A 20,039-nucleotide genomic window follows, 5' to 3' on the forward strand; every position below is an offset into this window, starting at 1 on the left:
GGCTCACCCAGCCCGCCCGCGGGCGAGCCGTCCCTGAACCAGGAGACATGACCACTTCACCGAACGCCCTGCCCGCCACCCTCGACGCCGCCACACTGCGCGAGCTGGTCGACTCCGGCCGCGCTCCCCGCATGCTGGACGTGCGCACCCTCACCGGCGCCGGCCTCACCTTCGCCGCCGTCACCGACACCCGCGCGCTGGGCATGCTGCTCGGCAGGCTCCCCTACGACCGGGGCGCGAGCTGCGACGTGGAGACCGTCGTCGGTCGGCTCGGAGACCACCCGACGCCCCGGCCCCTGCCGTGACCGGCAGCCTCGCGCTGACCGTCGCGCTGGCCGTCCTCATCGGGGTGAGCCTCGGCCTGCTCGGCGGCGGCGGGTCCATCCTCGCCGTGCCGCTGCTGGTCTACGTCGCCGATCTGCCGGCCCGGGAGGCGATCGCCACCTCGCTGCTCGTCGTCGGGGTGACCAGCGCCGTCGGCGCGCTGCCGCACGCGCGGGCCGGCCGGGTCCGGTGGCGCACCGGCCTGCTCTTCGGGGCCGCGGGCATGGCCGGCGCGTACGGCGGCGGGCGCCTCGCCGCGTTCGTCCCGGCGGCGGTCCTGCTCACCGGCTTCGCCCTGATGATGCTCGCCACCGCGACGGCCATGCTGCGGGGCCGGCGCGACGGCCCGGGGCGGCAGCGGCGTGAGCTGCCCGTGGCGCGGGTGCTCCTCGACGGCGTCGTGGTCGGACTGGTCACCGGGCTGGTCGGCGCGGGCGGCGGGTTCCTGGTGGTGCCGGCCCTCGCGCTGCTGGGCGGCCTGCCGATGCCGGTCGCGGTCGGCACCTCGCTCGTGGTCATCGCCATGAAGTCGTTCGCCGGGCTGGCCGGCTACCTGTCCACCGTCGCCATCGACTGGGGCCTGGCCGCCGCCGTCACCGGCGCCGCCGTGCTCGGCAGCCTCGCCGGCGGCCGACTCGCCGGGCAGGTCCCGGAGGACGTGCTGCGCCGGGCGTTCGGCTGGTTCGTGGCGGCGATGGGCGTCTTCGTGCTGGCCCAGCAGTTGCCCCAAGATCTGCGGGCGGACCCGCTGCTGTGGACCGTCGCCACGACCACGGTGGCGGTGGCAGTGGTGGTCGCCGGGGTGCGACGGATACGCCGGCGGCTCCCACCGCCACCGGCGTCGTCTGACTCCAATACGACTGGGAAACGACAGGACTCGATGTAGGAACTACGCTGGCGCTGGGTGGACGTTCGAGCAGGTAGTCGTCGGCCCGGGGCGCGCACGGCGCTCCCGATCCGCCCTGGGGTGAGCCCGATGCGACTGAAGGACGGGACGCCGTCATGAGCGCGTGGCGACCGGGTCCGTCACCACTGCGGCCCGCAGGCGCCACCGAACGCGAGCTGCGCCGGTTGGGCCGACGATACGCAGTCGTCATGCGCACCACGGCGCTGTGCTGTGTGAGCGGCGCCGCGTTGTTCCAGGCGACCCCCGACCGGCGCGCGCTGGTCGCGGGCGTGGCCACCGGGCTCGCCGCCTGGAGCGTGGTGTACGTCCGCTTCAGCTCCCGCGGGTGGCTACTGCCGGTGGACACGCTGGTGATCATGCTGCTGTGCCTGGCCCAGCGCTGGACCGTGCCGCCGGACGCGGCGGTGGACAGCACGAACTGGGTCCTCGCCGTCGTGACGGTAACGGCCATAGCGCACCAGTGGCTCACGACCGCGGCCGGCGGCGTACTGCTGACCATCGCGGTCGTGGTGGCGCATCTGGCCGGCAACGCCCTTGCCCTGCCCGAGACCTGGTCGGGCACCGTTTCACTCGGCCTGTGGACCTTCGCGGAGGCCGGCCTGTCCAGGGTGCTGTTCCTGCTCGTGCGGGCCGGAGCCCAGCAGGCTGACCGGACCGTCGCGGCGAGCGAACGGGCCCGGCGCGATGCCGCGGTCGCGGCCGCCCGACGTGCCGACGAACGGGAGCACCTGGCGATACTGCACGACACCGCGGCAGCCACCCTGCTCGCGGTCGGCACCCGCATGGTCGACGGCACCGAGCCGTGGCTGGCCGAGCAGGCCGCCCGCGACCTGGAGATCCTCGCCGCGCAGCCGCACTTCCCCGACGGCGACACGGACCTGGTACGGCTGCTGGACCAGGTGGCGCGGCACGCCCCGGTCGCGGTGGAGGTGCGCTTGCCGGCGGCCGTGCCGATGCCGGCGATCCGCGCCACGGCGATCAGCGCGGCGGCTCGGGAGGCGCTGACGAACGTGGCGCGCCATGCCGGCGTCGACACCGCCGTACTGGTGGTGGGGCGGGCCGGGGACCGGATCCTGGTGGAGATCTCCGACCAGGGCAGGGGCTTCGCGCCGGAGCGGGTACCGCCGCATCGGCGCGGGGTGTCGCAGTCCATAGCGCAACGCATGGCACGGGTCGGCGGACGAGCGATCGTGACGTCGCGTCCTGGCGCCGGCACCCGGATCTTCCTGGAGGTCCCGGATGGCTGAGCCGGTTTCCCACCTCATGGCGGGGAAGCTGCTGCGCGGCCTACGCCTGGCCACGCTGGCGATCACGGTCACCACGCTGTTCGGTTTCGCCCTGCCGTTGCTGGTCACGGGCTGGGAGACCTACAGCAGCCCGGCCCGGCAGGTGCTCGCCTTCACGATCCTCACTGTGGTCGCCGTCGTGGCCGGGGTGCGAATCCTGCGGGACGAGCCGCTCGGCCGGCCGCGCTGGGTGCTGGTGGCGGCGGTGATCGCGGCGGCGGCGCTGGCGACCACCGGAATTCCAGCCGCCGAACTCATGTCGGAAGAGGAATGGTCCTACGGCGTCATCGGCTGGTTCGGGATCCTGCTGCTGGTGGACCGCAGCGTCGTGGGTGCGGCCGTCTTCCTCGGCGCGTACACGGTCGCGAGCTTCGCGCAGTTGGCGCTGGTCGGGCAGGGGCACGAGACCGCCGACCTGGTGGTCGTCACCGCGATCATGTTCGGTTGCGAGCTGCCGGTCCTGGCCGGCGCCATGGCGCTGCGCAGTCTCGTGGCCGCCTCGTCAGCCGCCACCGCCGACGCGGAGCGGGTGCGGACTGCCGAGGTCGTCGCGGAGCACCTGCATGCCGACCGCCGGCTGAGATACGCGGACCTCGCCACCACGTCCATACCGCTGCTGGCCGACCTGACGACCGGTTCGGTGGACCTGGGCGACGAGCGGGCCCGCAGCGCCTACGCCGTGGCGGCGGCACGGTTACGCCGTCTGTTCGCCGAACATGACGAGGTGGCCGATCCGCTGTTGCACGAACTGCGCGCCTGCCTGGATCTGGCGGAACGCCACGGAGTCGCGATCTACCTCGGGACGTGCGGGGAACGGCCGACACCACCACTGGCGGTGCGTCGCGCGTTGACCGAGCCCGCGTTGCGCATCATGCCGAACGTCACCTCCGAGGTACGGGTCACGGTGCTCGGGTCGGCGACCGGCGTCACGGTGAGTCTCCTCGCCGACGCCGATGCCAGCGAGCCCGCCGACAGCGATCCGGCAGGCGCCGCCGTCCACAGCGGGGTGACCGTCACCCGACTCGTACACGGTTCGAAGGTGTGGGTGGAGGCCACATGGCAACCACAGGGTTGAACACGGTGGTGGTCATCGACGACCACCCGGCGATCATCTCCGGGATCGAGGCGTGGTGCGGCGCGGCCGAACCGCCGGTCCAGGTCGTCGATTCCGGCAGGACACCGGCGGTGGCCTGGACGGATCCAGGCCTGTCCGCCGACGTCATCGTGTTCGACCTGCTGCTCAACGGGCAGGTCCCGGCGTACCCCGACCTGCGGCGGCTCGTCGACGCCGGCCGTCGGGTGATCGTCTACACCATGCGAGAGGACCGCGACACCATCCTCACCTGTCTCGACCTCGGCGCACTCACCTGTCTCGCCAAGACGGAGGGACCCGGTCACCTGGTCCCCGCGATCCACGCGGCCGGCCAGAACCTGCCCTACACCTCCCCGTCCATGGCCCGCGCCATCAGCACGGACGCCCGGCCCGACCGGCCACGACTCACGCCGAGGGAGGTCGACGTGCTGGTCAGCTGGTTCGCCTGTGAGTCCAAGGAGATGGTGGCCCGCAAGCTCGGCCTGTCCGTGCGTACGGTGAACAGCTACATCGACCGGGTCCGCATCCGCTATGCGAACGCCGGACGTCCGGCCTCCACCAAGGCGGCGCTGGTCGCCCGGGCCATTCAGGACGGCCTGGTCCGGCTGGACGAGTTGTAGCGAAACCGACCCGGTTCGTGGGTCGAACGACCGTCACGGCGTCCCTGTGCCCAGCCCTAGCCTGGGCACAGGGACAAGGGAAACGACGCCAGGGTCCCTGATCGAAAGAATGGGTCGTGGGCACGGCGAAGCGGGCCGCCGCAAAGACCGGACCAACCGGTCGGGAGGATTCACCCGTCCGGCATCGGCACGTCGGAATTGGCATTCGCCCCCGTCAGCGCCTACGACCTGTCGTCACCCAATCGGTACGCGCCGGAAGGTGGTACGTGAAGAGACCACGCGCAGCCCGGCGACAGATCACAGGAGGAAGACATGACCGCAACGAGAACCACCCGTCGCGCGTGGCAGGCATTCGGGGCGCTGATGTCCGCGCTGGTCCTGGTCGTGGGGGCATTCAGCGCACCCGTGCAGGCCCACAGTACCGACGACTGGACCGCCGTCAGCGGTCCGGGCACCAGCAATTGCCGCTACCCCGACAGCAGCCGGACCGGGGTCTATGCGGACTTCGACATCTGCTGGTCCGGCTCAACCGTCTGGGTGAGAGCCTTTGCCATGGACACCGTGGACGGGGATGGCTGGTGCGGCATTGCCCAGATCAGCTACCTGATCGACTCGAACCGCAACGGCGTCTACGAAGACCACCGACACGTGCGGTCCACGGAAACCGACTGCAACGCACCTTTCGGCGACCTGTCGGGATGGTACAGGTCGAACTATCCGACCACCCAACTCTGGGGCCGGGCCTGCGTCGGTTACAGCAATGGGGATTCCTACGCGTGTGACAGTTGGCGCTGACCCGGCTGACATCTCAGGCTTAGACGTCCTCACACAGCACGACAGATTGTGGCAGCTGCGCCCTCGCGGAGCCTCCCGGGGTCAGGCTCCGTTTTCCACCGTCCTGGCGGAGAACGGAGCCTGATTCGTCTGTCCCCCGGGTGTCACCGCACTTCTCAGGGGCGCAGGATCAGCCGGATCGGGTTGCCCTGCTTGGTCTGCACCCGGCGCACCGCCTCCTGGGCGTCGGCCAGCGGCAGCACGTCGCTGATCGACGCCGCCAGGTCGAGTCGCCCCTGCCGGGCCAGCGACACCAACTGCTCGACGTGCTCGCCCTCCGAGCCGTAGTGGCCGAGCACCGCCTGCTGGAAGTAGGTGAACGGGCTGTCCGACGCGATCGTCACCGGCTTGTTGGCGATGCCCGCGAGCACCAGCCGGCCCCGGCGGCCCAACACGGTCAGCGCCTGCTCGCGCACGGCGGTGACGCCGGCGAAGTCGAACGCCACGTCCAGCCCTCGCCCGCCCGTCAGGTCCAGCACGGCGTCGCGGAAGGCGGGGTCGGCCGGGTCGAGCACCGCGTCGGCCCCCAGGGCCACCGCCCGCTCGCGCGCCGCCGCCAGTGGCTCCACGGCGATCACCGGGGCCGCGCCGACCAGGCGGAGCAACTGCACGGCGTGCGCGCCCAGCCCACCCACGCCCCACACCCCGACCGCCTCGCCGGGGCGGGTACGCGCGGTGTCCGTCACCGCCGCCCAGGGGGTGGAGACCGCGTCGGGTATGACGCAGGCCTGCTCGAAGGGGAGGTCGTCCGGGATCGGCACCACGGTGCTCTCGCTGGCCACGGCGTACTCGGCCCAGCCGCCGTCGTAGTCCACGCCCCGGGTCAGCACGGTGCCGCGCCGGTCCCGCTCCCCCGCCTGGAGCAGCACCCGCTGACCGGGCTCCCAGCCCTCGACGTCGTCGCCGAACGCGTCGACGACCCCGGCCACCTCGTGCCCGAGGGTCACCACGTCGCCGGGCAGGTACAGCGGCGTGAGGGTGCCGTCGATCAGGTGCACGTCGGAGAGGCAGACCCCGGCCGCCTCGACCCTGATCCGCACCTGCCCGTCCCGCGGTTCGGGCACCGGCACCGACTCCATCCGCAACGCCCGCTCCGCCAGGTGCAGCCGTCCGGCCAGCATGTCCGCCACCGCGTCCTCCCTGTCCGGCCCCCGTCGGCGGCCCTCGACGGGCACGCATACCCGCCCGGGCGGCAGGAATGCGCGTGCCGGCCGCCGGGACCCGAGGTGCCGGCGGGTAGCATCCGGGCCCGTGGGCGTGCGATTCGAGGAACTGGCCTGGCGGGAGACCCCGATCGGCCTCATCAGCCTGCGTCGGCGCCGCGACCCGCAGCTCGACGTCGAGGTGTACGAGGTCAAGCTCGACGACGAGTTCCTGATGTCGAGCCTCTTCCCCGTGGCGGAGATCGAGCTGGCCCGGCTGGGCCTGGCGCCCCTGTCCGGGCAGGGCCTCGACGTGGTCGTCGGCGGCCTCGGCCTCGGCTACACCGCCCGCACCGCGCTCTCCGACGAGCGGGTCGGCTCGCTGCTGGTGGTGGAGGCGATCGAGGACGTCATCGACTGGCACCGGCGCGAACTGCTCCCCTTCGCCGCCGGGCTGGCCGCCGATCCCCGTACCCGGTTCGTGCGGGCCGACTTCTTCGCCGCGGTCGCCGACGGCAGCGGGTTCGACCCGCGGGAGCCGGGGCGGCGGTTCCACGCCGTGCTGCTCGACGTCGACCACTCGCCGCGCAACGTGCTGCACCCGAGCCACGCCAGCTTCTACACCCCCGACGGACTGCGCCGGCTCGCCGCCCACCTGCACCCGGACGGGGTGTTCGCCCTCTGGTCGGACGACCCGCCCGATCCCGACTTCGAGGCGGCGCTGAGCGAGGTGTTCCGCACCGCGCGGGCGCACGTCGTCCCGTTCGCCAACCCGCTGACCGGGGGGCGCTCGGCCAACACCGTCTACGTCGCCCAGCGCTGACGCCGGCAGCTGCCTGCTGGGCGAGCACCGCGGGAACCGGACGGCCCCGCCGATCCACCTGGCGCCCCGCCAAGCCGAGGCACCGGCAACTCGCCGAACTCAACGACCGCCCGCCGCAGGCTGATCCGGACCGGCGCTTCCGCATGGGCAACGCCCGTCCGCTGCCCCTGACCACCCTCCCGGGCCCTTCCCGCCGACCTCGACCCGAGATCTTGGGCACTTGCCGTTACCCGGGGACGGAAACTGTCCAAGATCTGCCCTGCCGGCCGCCGCGATCGAGGTCTGGTGCCTTCCCGCCTGGCCGGGCCCGCACTCGGTGGGCACCGCAGGGAACCGGGGGGGGAGGCCGCGCTGCCACCGGCGTGGCGCGCCGAGGAATTCGCCGGCCGCGGCGGCATGGCCGGGTGCGGGCCGGGAAGGCGGGCGGGTGGGCCGCGACCTCGCGGCGGGAGTCACGGGAGGTGGCACATGCGGACGTTGCTCTGGGTCGTCGGCGTCGTCGCGGGCGCGCTCGTCCTGCTCGGACTGCTGCTGGAGGCGGTCCGCTGGCTGGTGATCATCGGTGCGGTCACGCTGGCCGTGGTCATCGTGCTGGCGGTCATCAAGGGCCGACAGGCGATCCGCCATTCCGCCGGGCAGCGCTGACGTCGAACGCGGCGGCCAGTTCCTCGTCGTAGGTGGCGATCGGACGTCCGTCGGCGGCGTAGGCGACGAGCCGGCCGTGGGCTATGGTCGCCGGCCGGAACGAGAACGTCCGGGGTCCCGGGTGTGGCGCCAGCAGCGGGATGACGCGGGGCGCGCCGCCGGGGGCGGAGTGGCACTCGAGCCGGGCCACCGCAGGCGAGACGACCCCGTTGACTTGGACCTTGGTGCGCTCCCTGCGGACGCCGAACGTCACGGGAGCGTCCGTGCCGTACGCGGCGCACTCCAGCGCGCCCCGGCAGACGAAGAAGTAGCACGGATCGCCCGCATCGGGGAGCGCGTACGCCTTGAAGGTCGGATCGGCGCCGGCCGGCAGCGGCTGCACGGCGAAGAACGCGACGGCCAGCGCGGCGGTGGTGCCCAGCCACAGCCAGCCGCGCGCCGCCGGTCCGCGCCGGCCACCGCCAGCGCCGCCCCGCCGAAGCCGGCGAGGCAGAGCGCGCCGACGCCGAGCGCCCGGGCGTTCTCGAGCAGGAACTGCGTCCCGGAGGTGGGCGAGACCGGCCTGAGCGCCACCCCCCAGCGACACCACCATGGTCACCAGCAGGGCAGCCCCGGCCACACCGTCGGCACCGATCAGCAGCATCGCCGCCAGCACCGGCCAGATCTGGTGGTGCGTCCAGGACACCGGGGACGCGGCGACGGTCGCGCAGCCGACGAGCACGGCGGCGTGACCGGGCCGCCCGTGCGCCGCCAGGTGCCGGGCCCGCAGCAGGGCCACCGCGCAGACGACGGCCACGAGGGTCGCCCAGAGCAGCGGCAACGACGCCGGGTCGAGGCCGAGGCGCAGCAGCATCCCGCTCCCTGCGGAGTCTGCGGCCGGCACGGCCGGCCGGGGGTACCTCGACCGCTACCTACGCGACCGTAGGTTACCGTGTGGTAGGACAATGGACGTACGTCGGAGGAGTGAGATGGACCTGAGCGCGGAGCGACCCTGGCTGCGCAGCTACGCCCCGGGCGTGCCGGCCACCGTCACGCCGTCCGACGAGTCGCTGGTCGACCTGCTGCGCGACGCCGCCCGCCGGTTCGGCCCCCGGGTCGCGCTGGACTTCTTCGGCGCCACCACCACGTACGCCGACCTGGACGACCAGGTGGGCCGGGCGGCCGAGGCGCTGCGCCGCCTCGGCGTCGGCCGGGGCGACCGGGTGGCGCTGGTGTTGCCCAACTGCCCGCAGCACGTGGTCGCGTTCTACGCCGTGCTGCGGCTCGGCGCGGTGGTGGTGGAGCACAACCCGCTCTACACCCCGCAGGAACTCACCCACCAGCTCGCCGACCACGGCGCCCGGGTCGCGGTGGTCTGGGACAAGGTCGCTCCCTCGGTGCGGGGGGCCGTCGGCGCGACGGCCGTCGAGACGGTGCTCGCGGTGGACCTGACCCGGGCGCTGCCCCGGCGCAAGCGCTGGGCGCTGCGGCTGCCGCTGGCCCGCGCGCGGGCCACCCGCGCGGCGATGACCGGGCCCGCGCCCGGAGCGCTGTCCTGGGAGCGGCTGGTGGCCGAGGCCGGCCCGCTGGCCGCCGCGCACCCCGCCCCCGGGCCGGACGACACGGCGCTGTTGCAGTACACGGGCGGCACCACCGGCACCCCGAAGGGCGCGATCCTGACCCACCGGAACCTGCGGACCAACGCGGCGCAGGGCCGCGCCTGGGTGCCCGGCCTGCGCGACGGCGAGGAGACGGTGTACGCGGTCCTACCGCTGTTCCACGCGTACGGGCTGACGCTCTGCCTCACCTTCTCGGTGGGCATCGGCGCCACGCTGGTGCTCTTCCCCCGCTTCGACCTCGACCAGACGCTGGACGCGGTGCGCCGCCGTCCGCCGACCTTCCTGCCCGCCGTCCCGCCGATCTACGAGAAGCTGGCCACGACCGCCCGGGAGCGCGGTGTCGACCTCTCCTCGGCCCGGTACGCCATCTCCGGCGCCATGGCACTGCCCCCGGCGACGGTCGAGCTGTGGGAGTCGGTCACCGGCGGGCTGCTCGTCGAGGGCTACGGCATGACCGAGACCTCGCCGGTCGCGCTCGGCAACCCGGTCTCCCCCGCCCGCCGGCCGGGCACCGTCGGCGTGCCGTTCCCGTCCACCGACATCCGCATCGTCGACCCGGAGGACCCGTCGCGCGAGCGCGCCCCGGGCGAGGCGGGCGAGCTGCTGATCCGGGGGCCGCAGGTGTTCGCCGGCTACTGGAACCGCCCGGCGGAGACGGCGGCGGCGCTGCTGCCCGACGGCTGGCTGCGCACGGGGGACGTCGTGGTGGCCGACGCCGACGGCTTCGTCAGCGTGGTCGACCGGATCAAGGAGCTGATCATCACCGGCGGGTTCAACGTCTACCCGTCGGAGGTGGAGGACGCGCTGCGCCGCGTACCAGGCATCCGCGACGCCGCGGTGGTCGGCCTGCCGGGCGCGCACGGCGAGGAGGTGGTGGCGGCGGTCGTCGCCGACGAGGGCGCCGAGCCCGACGAGGCGGGCGTCCGGGCGGCGTGCCGGCAGCACCTGGCCGGATACAAGGTCCCCCGCCGCGTGGTCGTCGTCGAGGACCTGCCCCGCTCCCAGATCGGCAAGATCCTGCGCCGCGAGGTCCGCGACCGGCTGCTCGCCGACGGCTGAGACCGCTCCGCTCGCGCGGCGGGGCGAACGAACCGGCCGGCGGGACCCCGGCTCCAACGGCGCCGGCCGGCGGGACCCCAGCTCGACCGGCGCCGGCCAGCGGGACCCCGCTCGACCGGCACGGGTCACCGGCCCTCGCTCGGGCGCGGCCGGACCGCCGCACCCCTCAGGCGACGGGCGGGCCGGCCCGCAGGATGCGCCGGGCCCGGCGGCGGTCGAGCCAGCGCGGCTCGGGCGGGTCCGTCGGATCGCCGCCGAGACCGAGCTCCAGCAGGATCTGCACCCAGAAGCCGGCCGCGCTGAGCAGGTTGCGGGCGCGGCCCGGCTCCGGTGCCCCCGGCGGCAACACGACCTGCGCCCAGCGCCAGGCCACCCAGGCCACCTCCCGGTCCGGGTGGTGGCGTCCGGAGCGGCTGAGCAGCCGGACCTCGCGCCGGGCGGGCGCCGGCACCCGCCACCAGCGGCGCAGGATCTCCAGTCGCTCCTCGGCGCCGTCGGCGGACGGTGGGACGGACACGTCACCGGGGTTCATGCCTGGCAAGGATAGGCAGGCGGCGCACGCCGTCAGAACCAGTCGTCGCGCATCTCCAGCGTGGTCCGGTCGAGGCTGTCCAGCAGGTCGAACTGCGCCGCCGTGCGGGGCAACTCGTGCCGGAAGAAGAACCGGGCCGCCTGCCGCTTGCCGGCGTGCAGGTCGGCGTCCGGGCCGTCGCCGGGGCCGCCGGCCGCCTCCACCACGAGGAGCTGCTCCAACCACATCCAGGCGATCACCACGTGGCCCACCGCCTCCAGGTAGACGCTCGCGTTGGCCAGCGCCACCTCCGGATCGCCGGTGCCCCACAGCCGCCGGGTGACCAGGGAGACCCGGTCGAGGGCGGCGCCGAGCGCGGCGGCCAGCTCGGCGGCCTCGCCGCCGGCCTTCCACGCGCGGGTGGTCGTGGCCCGGACCGTCTCCACCAGCAGCGCCAGCCCGGCCCCGCCGCGCATGGTGACCTTGCGGCCGAGCAGGTCCAGCGCCTGGATGCCGTGGGTGCCCTCGTGGATCGGGTTGAGCCGGTTGTCGCGCCAGTGCTGCTCGACGTCGTAGTCCCGCGTGTAGCCGGCGCCGCCGTGCACCTGGATGGCCAGGTCGTTGGCGGCCAGGCACCACTGCGAGGGCCAGCTCTTCGCGATCGGGGTGAGCACGTCCAGCAGCAGGCGGGCCCGCTCCCGGTCGGCCGCCTCCGGCGCGGTCTTCTCCTCGTCGAGCAGCCGGCCGCAGTAGAGGACCAGCGCCAGGGCGCCCTCCACGTAGCTCTTCTGCGCCAGCAGCATCCGGCGTACGTCCGGGTGGGTGACGATGGGCACCTGCGGCGCCGCCGGGTCCCTGGCGGCCAGCGGGCGGCCCTGCGGCCGCTGGCGGGCGTACGCGAGGGACTTCAGATAGCCGGTGTAGCCCAGGGCGGTGGCGCCGGCGCCCACCCCGACACGCGCCTCGTTCATCATGTGGAACATCTGCGCCAGGCCCTGGTGGGGCTCGCCGACCAGATGGCCGACCGCCCCCGGGCGCCCGCCGGGCCGGTGCACGCCCTCGCCGAAGTTGAGCAGCGTGTTGGTGGTGCCGCGGTAGCCCATCTTGTGGTTGAGGCCGACCAGCACGACGTCGTTGCGGGCGCCGGGCGCGCCGTCGTCGGCCAGCAGCACCTTCGGGACGATGAACAGCGAGATGCCCTTCACCCCGGGCGGACCACCGGGGATCCGGGCGAGGACGAGGTGGACGATGTTCTCCGACAGCTCGTGGTCGCCGCCGGAGATCCACATCTTGGTGCCGCGCAGCCGGTACGTCCCGTCGTCCTGCGGCTCGGCGCGGGTGGTGATGTCGGCCAGCGAACTGCCGGCGTGCGGCTCGGAGAGGCACATGGTGCCGAAGAAGCGCCCCTGCACCATCGGCCGGACCCAGGTGTCGATCTGCTCCGGGCTGCCGTGCGCCAGCAGCAGGTTGGCGTTGCCGAGGGTCAACAGCGGGTACGCCGAGGTGCCGACGTTGGCGGCCTGGAGCCAGGCGAAGCAGGCGGCCTGTACGACGTGCGGCAGCTGCATGCCGCCGACCGACGTGTCCATGCCGGCGCCGAGCAGCCCCGTCTCGGCGAAGACGTCGAGGGCCTGCTTGACCTGCGGGATGGTGTGCACCCGACGGCCGTCGAAGGTGGGCTCGGCGAGATCGGCGGCCCGGTTGTGCGGGGCGAACCGTTCCGTGGCCACCCGCTCGGCGAGCTCCAGCACGGCGTCGAAGGTCTCCCGGGAGTGTTCGGCGTAGCGGTGCCGCTCGGTCAGCCGGGTCACCTCCAGCCAGTCGTGCAGCAGGAAGCGCAGGTCGCGACGGGAGAGCAGGGTGGACGACACGGGTCTCCTTCCGTCGTCGCGCGGGCCGTCGGCCGCGGCGCGGCCGGGCGATGCCCTCGCGCAGGTCATCCTGACTGATCCGGCCCGCCGGCGCAGCACCCCGCCGCGCCCACCGGACGCGCCGGACCGCCGGACGCATCCGCCCATCAACCCACAATCCGGGCACGCCCTTGCCATCGGCATAGACATCTCCCTATCCTCGCTGGAAAGCGCTTTCCGGGCACGGGCGACGACGGGCGGCACCACGGGCGGAGCGGGCGGGAGCGCGCTCACGGTGCCCCACGCCGGCACCGACGACCTCGGCGGCCGGAGTCGGCGGCGCGACCGCCGAGCGATCGACAGCGGGGCGAGTTCCACGCGGATGTCCACCGACGACTGGCCGGCGACGGACGGCCCCGGTGGACCGCCGACACGACAGACACGCAGCAACACGGGCATTCGAAACGAGAGACGAGGCGAAGATGAGACGACCAGTCGCACTGCGACTCCAGGTGGCGCTGGCCACGACGGCCGTCGGGGCCGCGATCGGTGTCGCGGTCCTGCCGACGCACGAGGCGTCGGCGGCCGCGGGCGCCGCCACCGGCTACGCGACCCAGAACGGCGGCACCACCGGCGGGGCGGGCGGGCAGACGGTGCGGGTCAGCACGGGGACCGGGATCCACACGGCCCTGTGCACCCGGCCCAGCAGCAGTACCCCGATCATCATCGAGGTCCAGGGGACGATCAACCACGGCAACACCGCCAAGGTGTCCGGCAACAGTTGCAGCACCGCCGCCGGCGTGATCGAGCTCAAGCAGATCAGCAACGTCACGATCATCGGGGTCGGCACCGGAGCGGTCTTCGACCAGCTGGGCATCCACATCCGCGAGTCCCGCAACATCATCATCCGGAACGTGACCGTCCGTAACGTCAAGAAGTCCGGCTCACCCACGTCCAACGGCGGCGACGCCATCGGCATGGAGAGCGGCGTCCGCAACGTCTGGGTCGACCACGCCACCCTGGAGGCCTCCGGCGGCGAGTCGGAGGGCTACGACGGCCTGTTCGACATGAAGGACGACACCCAGTACGTGACCCTGTCCTACAGCATCCTGCGCAACTCCGGCCGGGGCGGCCTCATCGGCTCCAGCGAGAGCGACCGCTCGAACGGCTTCGTCACGTTCCACCACAACCTGTACGAGAACATCGACTCCCGCACGCCCCTGCTGCGCGGCGGCATCGCGCACATCTACAACAACCACTACGTGAGCCTGCGCGAGTCCGGCATCAACTCCCGCGCCGGCGCCAGGGCCAAGGTGGAGAACAACTACTTCCGCAACTCCAAGGACGTCCTGGGCACCTTCTACACCAGCGAGGCCGGCTACTGGCAGGTCGCCGGCAACATCTTCGACAACGTGACCTGGTCCAGCCCCGGCAGCGACAACAACCCGGCCGGCCCCAACCCGCAGTCCAACACCACCGTCAGCATCCCGTACGCCTACAGCCTCGACGCGGCCAGCTGCGTGCCGGACGTCGTCCGCCAGACGGCGGGCGCCAACACGGGCCTGCGGGAGTCGAACGGCAGCTGCTCGCCGCAGACGCCGGCGCCGACCACCCCCGCGCCGGGGCCGACCAGCCCGACGCCGGCGCCGACCAGCCCCACGCCGACGCCGACCCAGCCCGCCGGGCCGAACCTCAGCATCGGGGCCGGCTCCGACGGTTCCAGCAAGGCCAGCGGCACGAGCTACGGCAACGTGCGCGACGGCAGCCTGAGCACCTACTGGTCGCCGGTCGGCGCGACCGGGGACATCTCCATCAAGTGGGGTTCCGCCACCACGGTGTCCAGGGTGGTCATCCGTGAGCCCGCTGGCACCCAGGGCAGCATCGGGTCCTGGCAGCTCGTCAACCACGGCAGCGGCGCCGTCCTGGCCTCCGGCAGCGGGGCGGGCGCGATCACCTTCCCCGCCACGTCACTGACCAAGATCACCTTCAGGATCACCAGTTCGGGCGGCAGCCCGAAGGTCGCCGAGTTCGAGACCTACGCCCGGTAGCGGCGCGGCCCGCCGTCCGGCCGGGCACCGGGCTGTCCCGGTACCGGCCGGACGGCGGCGGCCTTCGCATCGACGCCCTACCGTCGCGGATCGCCCTTCATCGGCCGGAAGGTCGTCGAGGAGGCGGCTGGAAGCGGCAGTCACCACGACGGGCGGCGCGCGGCCGGGTCAGCCCGCCTCGGCGAGCAGACCGTCGACGAGGTCGCGGGGCAGCCCGTGGGTGTCGTGCAGGTCGCGGTAGTCCGCGTCCGTCAGCGGGCCCCGGGACCTGCGCCGCAAGACCACCGGCCGGCCGCGACGCAGCAGTTCCCGGAACCGCCGTTCCTCGCCGGTGAACACCTCGCGCACCTCGTCGACGGTCACGGACTGGCGGAAGCTGTCGAGGGTGTGTCGCACCGGCGCGGTCGGCAGGTCCGACAGGGTCCTGGACGCCTCGTCGCGCCACAGCGTGGTGAGCGTCCGGCGCAACAGCCGACGCAGCACGTAGCCGCGGCCGGTGTTCGAGGGGCGTACGCCGTCGCCGACCACCACCACGCCCGCGCGCAGGTGGTCGCCGACCACACGCAGCGACGCGTCCCGCAGGCCCCACACGTCGCAGACGCCGCCCACCCACGGCACGAGACTCTCGCCCTCGTGGACCGAGCGGTGCCCGCGCAGCACCATCTCCAGCCGTTCGAGGCCCATCCCGGTGTCCACGTTGGGCTGACGCAGCGGCGTGAGTCGGCCGTCGCCGTGGCGGTGGTAGCGCATCCCCACGTGGTTCCAGACCTCCATCCACCGCTCGTCGGTGCCCGGGGTGCCGTGGGGCGGGCCGTCGCCGGTCCAGACGAAGATCTCGGTGTCGGGTCCGCAGGGCCCGGTCGGGCCGTTGGACCACCAGTTCTCCTCCCCGGTCAGCTCCACCGGCAGGCCCAGCTCGCCCCAGGTGCGCAGCGACGGCTCGTCCGGGCCGACCCGGTCGTCGCCGCCGAAGACGGTCACGTGCATCCGCTCGTGCGGCACGCCGAAGCCGTCACGCAGCAGCTCGTAGCCCCACCGCAGACTGCGGGGCAGGTCGTAGTCGCCGAGCGACCAGGAGCCGAGCATCCGGAACAGGGTCAGGTGGGTGCGGTCGCCCACCTCGTCCAGGTCGGTGGTGCGCAGGCAGCGCTGCACGTTGACCAGCCGCCGGCCCAGCGGGTGGGGTCGGCCCTCCAGGTAGGGGGTCAGCGGGTGCATGCCGGAGGTGGTGAAGAGCACCGGGTCGCCCGGCGGCGGGATCAGGGAGCCGTCGGGCACGAGTTCGTGGCCGCGCTCGCGGAAGAAGTCGAGGAAGGTACGGCTGATCGGGTCGTACGTCATGGCGGTGGCCTTTCCGGGTTCGGACGACCGGAAAGGGTCCGACCACCGGGGACCGGCGGGCCGACGGAGACGAGAAGCCGGCGGACCGTTTCCGGTCGCCGGCGGGAGATGGTGAGGTCAGGCGGCGGCGACCGACGAGCGCGAAGCTCGCGCGGCCGCGGCGGCGAAGAAGCGCCTGATCTCCATGCCCCGACTGTACGCGGACCCGACGCCGCCGCCCAGCGCGTTTCGCGGCGGGCGGCGGTGCCGGAGGAGGATCAGACGCCGGAGGTGGCGAGGGCCGGGGCGGGGCGCTCGTCGGCGCGGCGGGGCGTCTGGCGGTTGGGCAGCGAGAGCCGGACGACCTTCCGCCACGCCGAGAAGACCTGCCGGGGCAGCGAGCCGGTGGTGTACTTCAGCCCGTACCGGTCGAACAGGGCCCGCACCTCGGGGGCGATCTCCTGGTAGCGGTTGCTGGGCAGGTCCGGGAAGAGGTGGTGCTCGATCTGGTACGACAGGTTGCCCGTCATGATGTGCATCAGCCGGCTGCCGCTGATGTTGGCCGAGCCGAGCATCTGCCGCAGGTACCACTCGCCGCGGGTCTCGCCCTCGATCGAGCGCCTGGAGAAGGTCTCCACGCCCTCCGGGAAGTGCCCGCACATGATCACCGAGTGGCTCCACAGGTTGCGCAGGAGGTTGGCGGTGAAGGTGGCGGCCAGCGTGTGCAGGAACGAGGGCCCGGACAGCAGCGGGTGCACGACGTAGTCCTTGAGCACCTGCCGGCGGATCTTGCGGCCCACGGCGCGCGCCCGGGCCCGGAACTCCGGCTTCTTGTGCCGGCCCTTGCGCAGGTTGCGCCCCAGCTCCAGGTCGTACGCGGCGATGCCGTACTCGAAGAAGCAGGCGTTGATGAAGTTCCACAGCGGCTGCCCCAGGTGGAACGGGTGCCACCGCTGGTCCTCGTCGACGCGCATGATGCCGTAGCCGAGGTCGTTGTCCTTGCCGAGGACGTTCGTGTACGTGTGGTGCAGCTCGTTGTGCGAGTGCTTCCACTGGTCGGCGGGCGAGACGTGGTCCCACTCCCAGGTGGTGGAGTGGATCTTCGGGTCGCGCATCCAGTCCCACTGGCCGTGCAGGACGTTGTGGCCGACCTCCATGTTCTCCAGGATCTTGGCCACGGTCAGGCCGGCGGTGCCCACGATCCAGGCGGGCGGGAAGAGGGAGAACAGCAGCACGACCCGGCTGCCGATCTCCAGCTTGCGCTGGGTGGAGATGACCCGGCGGATGTAGGCGGCGTCGCGCTCGCCCCGGCTGGCGACCACCCGGTCGCGGATCGCGTCGAGTTCCTTGCCGATGGTCTCGATGTCCTCGGCGGAGAGGTGGGCGATCGGGTTGACGGGCTTGTTCTGGATCACGGTCACGTCAGTACTCCGGTCAGTGGTCGATGTCGCAGGGGCCGGCCGCCGCCGACACGCAGGTCTGGATGCGGACGCCGTCGCCGGGCACCGCCGTGGTCAGTTCCCCGTTGCGCAGGTCCCGAACCGCGCCCTGGCGCAGCGGCAGGACGCAGCCGAAGCAGATGCCCATCCGGCAGCCCGAGGGCATCAGCACCCCGGCGTTCTCGCCGGCGTCGAGCAGCGGGGTCGCGCCGTCGGCGGCGACGGTCACGCCCGAGCGGACGAAGGTGACGGCGCCGCCCTCGCCGGCCGAGATGACGGTGGGGCGGAACCGCTCCGTGTGCAGCCGGTCGCCGTGCCCCGCGGCCGTCCAGTGCTCCTCGAGGGCGTCGAGCAGGCCGACCGGGCCGCAGGCCCAGGTCTCCCGGTCGAGGTGGTCGGGCACGAGGCGCTCGAGGTCGGCCACGGTGAGCAGCCCGTCGGTGTCGGTGTGCCGCTCCACCAGCCGGATCGCGCCCCGCGTCGCGAGGTCCCGCAGTTCGGCGCCGAAGATCACGTCGTCCGGCGTGGGCGCCGAGTGCACCACGACGACGTCGGCGCCGCCCAGCACGTCGGCGCGCAGCATCCCCATGACGGGGGTGACGCCGCTGCCCGCCGTCACGAAGAGCACCCGGGCCGGCGGCCGGTCCGGCAGCACGAAGTCGCCCTGGGCCTGGTCGAGCCGCACCAGCGTCCCGGGCCGGGTCCGGCGGACGAGGTGGTTGCTGACGACCCCGTCGGGGATGGCCTTGACGGTCACCGAGATCGGTCCGCCCCGGCGCTGCGGCGCGGAGGTCACCGAGTACGCCCGCCACTGGCGTACGCCGTCGACGTCGACGCCCAGGCGGACGTACTGCCCGGGGGTGTGCCCGCGCCAGTCGCGGCCGGGCCGGATCACCAGCGTCGCCGCGTCGGCGGTCTCGGGGCGTACGGCGAGGATCCGCCCGCGCAGGTCGGCGCCGGAGCGCAGCGGGGCGACCATGTCGAGGTAGTCGTCGGGCAGCAGCGGGGTGGTGACCGACGCGGCCAGCCGGAGGATCCGGCCCCGCAGGGCCGCCTTCCCGGAGGGGTTCGGGACGGTGGTGGTCATGATTCGATGGTCGCCCGCCGAATGGCATAAAATCTTGACCTGCGAAGGTGAACCGGACGAGGCTTTTTGTGCGGAGGGAACAATATGTCCGAACGCTCGGAGGCCACGCGACGCGCGGCCCGGCTCGAATTGGACGCCCGGGTGGCCGGCGAGCTGCACGAGCGGCTCCCCCTGCTCGCCGAGCGCACCATCACCGCCATCACCGCCGAGGTACCGAGCTACTCCGGCACCCTCACCGGCCAGATGCGCGAGAAGATCGAGACGGCGGTGCAGATCGCGCTCGGCACGTTCCTCCAGCTCATCGGGCGCTCCGAGGGCAGCGACCCGAGCACCCCGCTCGTCGGCGCGCTGGAGGCCGCGTACGCCCTCGGCAGCGGCGAGGCGCGTTCCGGCCGAAGCATGGACGCCCTGCTCGCCGCGTACCGCGTCGGCGCCCGGGTCTCCTGGCGGGAGATGTCCACCACCACCGTGCAGGGCGGGTCGTCGGCCGCGACCGTCGCCGAGTTCGCCGAGCTGATGTTCGCGTACATCGACGAGCTCTCCGCCGCGAGCGTGGCCGGGCACGCCGACGAGCTGGCCAGCGCCGGACGGGCCCGGCGGCGCAACCTGGAACGGCTCACCCAGCGGCTGCTGGCCGGGGAGCCCGAGGAGGCCCTGCTGCGCAGCGCCGAGCGGGCCGACTGGCCGCCGCCGCAGACCCTCACCGTCGTCCTGCTGCCCCGGGCCAACCTCCGCGCGGCGCTCGCGCGGCTGCACCCGCGCACCCTGGAGAGCGGCGACGACCTTGCGGCAGGCGGGGCGGGCGAGGACCTGGCGGTGCTGCTGGTGCCCGACACACACGGCGACCGGCGGCGGCAGCTCGCCCGGGTGCTGCACGGCCGCCGCGCGGTGCTCGGCCCCGCCCGGCCCTGGACCCTGGTCGCCTCGTCCTACCAGCGGGCGGTCCGGGCCCTGTCGCTCGGCCTGCGCCCGGCCGACGACGGGCCGGCGCTGGACACCGAGGAGCACCTCGCGGAGCTGGTGCTCAGCACCGACCCGGAAGGGCTCGCCGACCTGCGCGCCCGGGTCCTCGCGCCGCTCGCGTCGCTGCCGCCCGGCACCGCCGACCGGCTCGCCGAGACCCTGCGCTCCTGGCTGCTGCACCAGGGCCGGCGCGACGACGTGGCCGCCGAACTGTTCGTGCACGCGCAGACCGTGCGCTACCGGATGGGCAAGCTGCGCGAGCTGTACGGCGAGCGCCTGACCGACCCGGCGACGGTCCTCGACCTCACCCTGGCCCTGGCCTTCCCGCCCCGCGGCGAGGTCGACGACCCGGCGCCCTGACCTGTCCGTGCGTGTTCGCACGGCCACGCTCAGGTCAGATACCGGACACACGCGTGCCGCCCGGGCAGCGGAAATGCCACCCTGGTCCTCCCCCGCCCGTGATCACCCCGACCGGTTGCCGGCCCCCGCG

At 73.4% G+C, this 20,039-nt stretch carries 18 protein-coding genes; 11 read left to right on the forward strand and 7 right to left on the reverse strand.

Annotation, left to right across the window (positions count from 1 at the left end):
• Nucleotides 1-47: 47 nt before the first annotated feature.
• The 6 genes from GA0070610_RS30550 (at nt 48) to GA0070610_RS15835 (ending at nt 5,025) form a co-directional block, all read left to right on the forward strand.
• A complete protein-coding gene (locus GA0070610_RS30550) occupies nt 48-305 on the forward strand; it encodes a hypothetical protein (protein ID WP_157747163.1) in 258 nt (85 codons plus the stop codon).
• Nucleotides 302-1,210 carry a sulfite exporter TauE/SafE family protein gene (locus GA0070610_RS15815; RefSeq protein WP_089000746.1) on the forward strand — a complete coding sequence of 303 codons (909 nt, stop codon included), beginning with the start codon at nt 302-304 and terminating at the stop codon, nt 1,208-1,210. Before GA0070610_RS30550 ends, GA0070610_RS15815 begins: the two co-directional genes overlap by 4 nt.
• Nucleotides 1,211-1,419: 209 nt before the next feature.
• Nucleotides 1,420-2,478, forward strand: coding sequence for a sensor histidine kinase (locus tag GA0070610_RS15820; RefSeq protein ID WP_157747164.1), 1,059 nt, complete (start codon nt 1,420-1,422; stop codon nt 2,476-2,478).
• Nucleotides 2,471-3,592, forward strand: a complete 1,122-nt coding sequence (locus GA0070610_RS15825) for a hypothetical protein (protein WP_157747165.1) — start codon at nt 2,471-2,473, stop codon at nt 3,590-3,592. The genes GA0070610_RS15820 and GA0070610_RS15825 overlap by 8 nt, the downstream gene beginning before the upstream one ends.
• Nucleotides 3,574-4,230 (forward strand): response regulator transcription factor, encoded by a 657-nt coding sequence (locus GA0070610_RS15830; protein WP_172896538.1) that lies wholly within the window; start codon nt 3,574-3,576, stop codon nt 4,228-4,230. Before GA0070610_RS15825 ends, GA0070610_RS15830 begins: the two co-directional genes overlap by 19 nt.
• Before the next feature lie 312 nt (nt 4,231-4,542).
• Nucleotides 4,543-5,025, forward strand: a complete 483-nt coding sequence (locus GA0070610_RS15835) for a hypothetical protein (protein WP_089000749.1) — start codon at nt 4,543-4,545, stop codon at nt 5,023-5,025.
• 155 nt (nt 5,026-5,180) lie between these two features.
• Here GA0070610_RS15835 and GA0070610_RS15840 read toward each other — a convergent pair whose 3' ends face one another.
• Entirely contained in the window at nt 5,181-6,185 is a 1,005-nt protein-coding gene (locus GA0070610_RS15840) for an alcohol dehydrogenase catalytic domain-containing protein (RefSeq protein ID WP_197697893.1), read from the reverse strand.
• 130 nt (nt 6,186-6,315) lie between these two features.
• Here GA0070610_RS15840 and GA0070610_RS15845 point away from each other — a divergent pair, with 130 nt between their 5' ends.
• Together GA0070610_RS15845 and GA0070610_RS30910 are read left to right on the forward strand one after the other, a co-directional pair.
• Nucleotides 6,316-7,029: a polyamine aminopropyltransferase gene (locus tag GA0070610_RS15845; RefSeq protein WP_089000751.1), complete on the forward strand. Its 714-nt coding sequence runs from the start codon at nt 6,316-6,318 to the stop codon at nt 7,027-7,029.
• Nucleotides 7,030-7,497: 468 nt separating this feature from the next.
• Nucleotides 7,498-7,674, forward strand: coding sequence for a hypothetical protein (locus GA0070610_RS30910; protein WP_172896539.1), 177 nt, complete (start codon nt 7,498-7,500; stop codon nt 7,672-7,674).
• Here the strand turns inward: GA0070610_RS30910 and GA0070610_RS15850 are convergent.
• The gene (locus GA0070610_RS15850) at nt 7,631-8,527 is read right to left on the reverse strand and encodes a hypothetical protein (RefSeq protein WP_089000752.1); all 897 of its coding nucleotides are present in this window, start codon (nt 8,525-8,527) and stop codon (nt 7,631-7,633) included. The genes GA0070610_RS30910 and GA0070610_RS15850 overlap by 44 nt on opposite strands.
• Before the next feature lie 115 nt (nt 8,528-8,642).
• On the opposite strand from GA0070610_RS15850, the gene GA0070610_RS15855 reads away from it, so the two are divergent.
• The gene (locus tag GA0070610_RS15855; RefSeq protein WP_089000753.1) at nt 8,643-10,331 is read left to right on the forward strand and encodes a long-chain-fatty-acid--CoA ligase; all 1,689 of its coding nucleotides are present in this window, start codon (nt 8,643-8,645) and stop codon (nt 10,329-10,331) included.
• Nucleotides 10,332-10,497: 166 nt separating this feature from the next.
• Here GA0070610_RS15855 and GA0070610_RS15860 read toward each other — a convergent pair whose 3' ends face one another.
• Both GA0070610_RS15860 and GA0070610_RS15865 read right to left on the reverse strand, forming a co-directional pair.
• Nucleotides 10,498-10,863 (reverse strand): hypothetical protein, encoded by a 366-nt coding sequence (locus GA0070610_RS15860; RefSeq protein WP_089000754.1) that lies wholly within the window; start codon nt 10,861-10,863, stop codon nt 10,498-10,500.
• Between the two features lie 32 nt (nt 10,864-10,895).
• Nucleotides 10,896-12,713, reverse strand: coding sequence for an acyl-CoA dehydrogenase (locus GA0070610_RS15865; RefSeq protein WP_231925591.1), 1,818 nt, complete (start codon nt 12,711-12,713; stop codon nt 10,896-10,898).
• Nucleotides 12,714-13,174: 461 nt separating this feature from the next.
• Between GA0070610_RS15865 and GA0070610_RS15870 the strand changes: the two genes are divergently transcribed.
• Complete coding sequence (locus GA0070610_RS15870) at nt 13,175-14,740, forward strand: pectate lyase family protein (RefSeq protein WP_089000756.1); 1,566 nt, start codon at nt 13,175-13,177, stop codon at nt 14,738-14,740.
• A gap of 168 nt (nt 14,741-14,908) precedes the next feature.
• Here GA0070610_RS15870 and GA0070610_RS15875 read toward each other — a convergent pair whose 3' ends face one another.
• The 3 genes from GA0070610_RS15875 to GA0070610_RS15885 all read right to left on the reverse strand — a co-directional run bounded on the left by GA0070610_RS15875 (nt 14,909) and on the right by GA0070610_RS15885 (nt 18,586).
• Nucleotides 14,909-16,081, reverse strand: coding sequence for an alanine--tRNA ligase-related protein (locus GA0070610_RS15875; protein WP_089000757.1), 1,173 nt, complete (start codon nt 16,079-16,081; stop codon nt 14,909-14,911).
• A 257-nt stretch (nt 16,082-16,338) separates the two neighbouring features.
• The gene (locus GA0070610_RS15880) at nt 16,339-17,481 is read right to left on the reverse strand and encodes a fatty acid desaturase family protein (protein ID WP_089000758.1); all 1,143 of its coding nucleotides are present in this window, start codon (nt 17,479-17,481) and stop codon (nt 16,339-16,341) included.
• Nucleotides 17,482-17,494: 13 nt separating this feature from the next.
• The gene (locus tag GA0070610_RS15885) at nt 17,495-18,586 is read right to left on the reverse strand and encodes a ferredoxin reductase (protein WP_089000759.1); all 1,092 of its coding nucleotides are present in this window, start codon (nt 18,584-18,586) and stop codon (nt 17,495-17,497) included.
• An 84-nt stretch (nt 18,587-18,670) separates the two neighbouring features.
• Here GA0070610_RS15885 and GA0070610_RS15890 point away from each other — a divergent pair, with 84 nt between their 5' ends.
• On the forward strand, nt 18,671-19,909 hold the full coding sequence (locus tag GA0070610_RS15890; RefSeq protein WP_089000760.1) for a PucR family transcriptional regulator: 1,239 nt from the start codon (nt 18,671-18,673) through the stop codon (nt 19,907-19,909).
• Nucleotides 19,910-20,039: the final 130 nt, after the last annotated feature.

The sequence above is a fragment of the Micromonospora echinofusca genome (assembly GCF_900091445.1).
Lineage (GTDB): Bacteria > Actinomycetota > Actinomycetes > Mycobacteriales > Micromonosporaceae > Micromonospora > Micromonospora echinofusca.

Excerpts from the sequence above, each read along its gene's own strand:
- GA0070610_RS30550 (WP_157747163.1), top strand. The coding sequence starts at position 48 with ATGACCACTTCACCGAACGCCCTGCCCGCCACCCTCGACGCCGCCACA.
- GA0070610_RS15820 (WP_157747164.1), top strand. The coding sequence starts at position 1,420 with ATGCGCACCACGGCGCTGTGCTGTGTGAGCGGCGCCGCGTTGTTCCAG.
- GA0070610_RS15825 (WP_157747165.1), top strand. The coding sequence starts at position 2,471 with ATGGCTGAGCCGGTTTCCCACCTCATGGCGGGGAAGCTGCTGCGCGGC.
- GA0070610_RS15830 (WP_172896538.1), top strand. The coding sequence starts at position 3,574 with ATGGCAACCACAGGGTTGAACACGGTGGTGGTCATCGACGACCACCCG.
- GA0070610_RS15835 (WP_089000749.1), top strand. The coding sequence starts at position 4,543 with ATGACCGCAACGAGAACCACCCGTCGCGCGTGGCAGGCATTCGGGGCG.
- GA0070610_RS15840 (WP_197697893.1), bottom strand. The coding sequence starts at position 6,185 with ATGCTGGCCGGACGGCTGCACCTGGCGGAGCGGGCGTTGCGGATGGAG.
- GA0070610_RS30910 (WP_172896539.1), top strand. The coding sequence starts at position 7,498 with ATGCGGACGTTGCTCTGGGTCGTCGGCGTCGTCGCGGGCGCGCTCGTC.
- GA0070610_RS15850 (WP_089000752.1), bottom strand. The coding sequence starts at position 8,527 with ATGCTGCTGCGCCTCGGCCTCGACCCGGCGTCGTTGCCGCTGCTCTGG.
- GA0070610_RS15855 (WP_089000753.1), top strand. The coding sequence starts at position 8,643 with ATGGACCTGAGCGCGGAGCGACCCTGGCTGCGCAGCTACGCCCCGGGC.
- GA0070610_RS15860 (WP_089000754.1), bottom strand. The coding sequence starts at position 10,863 with ATGAACCCCGGTGACGTGTCCGTCCCACCGTCCGCCGACGGCGCCGAG.
- GA0070610_RS15870 (WP_089000756.1), top strand. The coding sequence starts at position 13,175 with ATGAGACGACCAGTCGCACTGCGACTCCAGGTGGCGCTGGCCACGACG.
- GA0070610_RS15875 (WP_089000757.1), bottom strand. The coding sequence starts at position 16,081 with ATGACGTACGACCCGATCAGCCGTACCTTCCTCGACTTCTTCCGCGAG.
- GA0070610_RS15885 (WP_089000759.1), bottom strand. The coding sequence starts at position 18,586 with ATGACCACCACCGTCCCGAACCCCTCCGGGAAGGCGGCCCTGCGGGGC.
- GA0070610_RS15890 (WP_089000760.1), top strand. The coding sequence starts at position 18,671 with ATGTCCGAACGCTCGGAGGCCACGCGACGCGCGGCCCGGCTCGAATTG.